The following is a 3,089-nucleotide window of genomic DNA, read 5'->3' on the forward strand; positions in this document are numbered from 1 at the left end:
GGAAATGGAAGCCACGCAAGCACCTTAAAATCACCATCATACACTAAATCAGTAAGTTGGCAGCATTACCCATTTTCTTGTCTCTCCGACAGACTGACCGAATTGTTATCAATGTTAACAAAAAAAAGAACAATTGGTTATAAGGAGAGAGTATGCGTGTCATCACCCTGGCGGGTAGTCCTCGCTTTCCTTCTCGCTCCAGCTCCTTGCTGGAATATGCGCGGGAAAAACTAAATGGCCTAGATGTAGAGGTTTATCACTGGAATCTGCAAAACTTCGCCCCGGAAGATCTGCTTTATGCTCGTTTCGATAGTCCGGCACTCAAGACCTTCACCGAACAGCTGCAACAGGCTGATGGGCTGATTGTCGCCACGCCTGTGTATAAAGCCGCCTATTCCGGCGCGCTGAAAACCCTGCTCGACCTGCTGCCAGAGCGCGCTTTGCAAGGCAAAGTGGTGCTACCGCTGGCGACGGGCGGTACCGTGGCCCATCTGCTGGCGGTCGATTATGCCCTTAAACCAGTTTTAAGCGCACTGAAAGCTCAGGAGATCCTGCACGGCGTGTTTGCCGATGACTCACAATTAATTGATTACCATCACAGACCCCAGTTCACGCCAAATCTGCAAACCCATCTTGATACCGCGCTAGAAACTTTCTGGCAGGCATTGCACCGCCGCGATGTTCAGGTTCCTGACCTTCTGTCTCTGCGAGGTAATGCCCATGCGTAACATCATTAAACTGGCGCTGGCGGGATTGCTTAGCGTCTCTACTTTTGCGGTTGCTGCAGAATCCTCGCCTGAAGCGTTACGTATAGGCTATCAGAAAGGCAGTATTGGTATGGTGCTGGCAAAAAGCCACCAGTTACTGGAAAAACGCTATCCGCAATCAAAAATCTCCTGGGTGGAGTTCCCCGCGGGTCCGCAAATGTTGGAAGCGTTAAACGTTGGCAGTATTGATCTCGGCAGTACCGGGGATATTCCGCCAATCTTTGCCCAGGCTGCCGGGGCTGATTTGGTATATGTGGGCGTCGAGCCACCGAAGCCCAAAGCCGAAGTGATTCTGGTGGCAGAAAACAGCCCGATCAAAACCGTAGCCGATCTTAAAGGTCACAAAGTTGCCTTTCAGAAAGGTTCCAGTTCACACAACCTTTTACTGCGTGCACTGCGTCAGGCCGGACTTAAATTCACCGATATCCAGCCCACTTACCTGACGCCTGCCGATGCCCGCGCCGCGTTCCAGCAAGGTAACGTTGACGCCTGGGCTATCTGGGATCCCTACTACTCCGCTGCGTTATTACAGGGCGGCGTGCGGGTGCTGAAAGACGGCACCGATCTCAATCAAACTGGATCGTTTTATCTGGCAGCTCGTCCCTATGCAGAAAAAAACGGCGCTTTTATTCAGGGCGTACTGGCAACCTTTAGTGAGGCCGATGCGTTAACCCGCAGCCAGCGCGAACAAAGCATCGCTTTACTGGCAAAAACGATGGGCTTACCGGCACCGGTGATTGCCTCTTACTTAGATCATCGCCCTCCTACCACCATCAAACCGGTTAACGCCGAGGTTGCCGCCTTACAGCAGCAAACGGCAGATCTGTTTTATGAAAACCGTCTGGTGCCGAAAAAAGTCGATATTCGCCAGCGCATCTGGCAGCCCACTCAACTGGAAGGAAAACAATTATGAGTCTGAATATGTTCTGGTTTTTACCGACCCACGGTGACGGGCACTATCTGGGAACGGAAGAAGGTTCACGCCCGGTTGATCACGGTTATCTGCAACAAATTGCGCAAGCGGCGGATCGTCTGGGCTATACCGGTGTGCTGATCCCAACGGGGCGATCGTGTGAAGATGCGTGGCTGGTTGCAGCGTCGATGATCCCGGTGACGCAGCGGCTGAAGTTTCTTGTCGCCCTGCGTCCCAGCGTAACCTCACCTACTGTTGCCGCCCGCCAGGCCGCCACGCTTGACCGTCTCTCAAATGGTCGTGCGTTGTTTAATCTGGTCACAGGCAGCGATCCACAAGAGCTGGCAGGCGACGGCGTGTTCCTTGATCATAGCGAGCGCTACGAAGCCTCGGCGGAATTTACCCAGGTCTGGCGGCGCTTATTGCTGGGGGAAACCGTCAATTTCAACGGTAAACATATTCATGTGCGCGGAGCAAAACTGCTCTTCCCGCCGATTCAACAGCCTTATCCTCCGCTTTACTTTGGCGGATCGTCAGATGTCGCCCAGGAGCTGGCGGCAGAACAAGTTGATCTCTACCTCACCTGGGGCGAACCGCCGGAACTTGTTAAAGAGAAAATCGAACAAGTGCGGGCGAAAGCTGCCGCGTATGGGCGCAAAATTCGTTTCGGTATTCGTCTGCATGTGATTGTTCGTGAAACTAACGACGAAGCGTGGCAGGCCGCCGAGCGGTTAATCTCGCATCTTGATGATGAGACTATCGCCAAAGCACAAGCCGCATTCGCCCGGACGGATTCCGTAGGACAACAGCGAATGGCGGCGCTACATAACGGCAAGCGCGACAATCTGGAGATCAGCCCCAATTTATGGGCGGGCGTTGGCTTAGTGCGCGGCGGTGCCGGAACGGCGCTGGTGGGCGATGGTCCTACGGTCGCCGCGCGAATCAACGAATACGCCGCGCTTGGCATCGACAGCTTTGTGCTTTCGGGCTACCCGCATCTGGAAGAAGCGTATCGGGTTGGCGAGTTGCTGTTCCCACATCTGGATGTCGCCATTCCGGAAATTCCCCAGCCGCAGCCGCTGAATCCGCAAGGCGAAGCGGTGGCAAATGATTTTATCCCCCGTAAAGTCGCGCAAAGCTAAGGAACACGATGATGGCAACGCCAGTGAAGAAGTGGTTATTGCGCGTTGCCCCCTGGTTTTTACCGGTGGGCATCGTGGCGGTGTGGCAACTGGCCTCCTCGGTTGGCTGGCTGTCGACGCGTATTTTGCCTTCACCGGAAGGAGTGGTGACGGCGTTCTGGACGCTCTCCGCCAGCGGCGAACTGTGGCAGTAGACTGGCCCCCTGAATCTCCAGACAACCAGTATCACTTATTTAAGTGATAGTCTTAATACTAGTTTTTAGACTA

General features: G+C 54.0%; 3 protein-coding genes and 1 pseudogene. All 4 read left to right on the forward strand.

Annotated elements, in window-relative coordinates; all coding sequences use genetic code 11:
• The first annotated feature begins 152 nt into the window (after window positions 1–152).
• Window positions 153–728, forward strand: a complete 576-nt coding sequence (gene ssuE, locus ABZJ92_RS21205) for an NADPH-dependent FMN reductase (protein ID WP_001263929.1) — start codon at window positions 153–155, stop codon at window positions 726–728.
• Entirely contained in the window at window positions 721–1,680 is a 960-nt protein-coding gene (ssuA, locus tag ABZJ92_RS21210; protein WP_001244319.1) for an aliphatic sulfonate ABC transporter substrate-binding protein SsuA, read from the forward strand. The genes ssuE and ssuA overlap by 8 nt, the downstream gene beginning before the upstream one ends.
• Window positions 1,677–2,822 (forward strand): FMNH2-dependent alkanesulfonate monooxygenase, encoded by a 1,146-nt coding sequence (gene ssuD / locus ABZJ92_RS21215; RefSeq protein ID WP_000055999.1) that lies wholly within the window; start codon window positions 1,677–1,679, stop codon window positions 2,820–2,822. The genes ssuA and ssuD overlap by 4 nt, the downstream gene beginning before the upstream one ends.
• 11 nt (window positions 2,823–2,833) lie before the next feature.
• A pseudogene (locus tag ABZJ92_RS21220) lies at window positions 2,834–3,013 on the forward strand (hypothetical protein); the annotation flags it as partial.
• Window positions 3,014–3,089: the final 76 nt, after the last annotated feature.

Origin of the sequence: Shigella sp. FJ200513 (assembly GCF_040495915.1) — a bacterium.
Lineage (GTDB): Bacteria > Pseudomonadota > Gammaproteobacteria > Enterobacterales > Enterobacteriaceae > ECMA0423.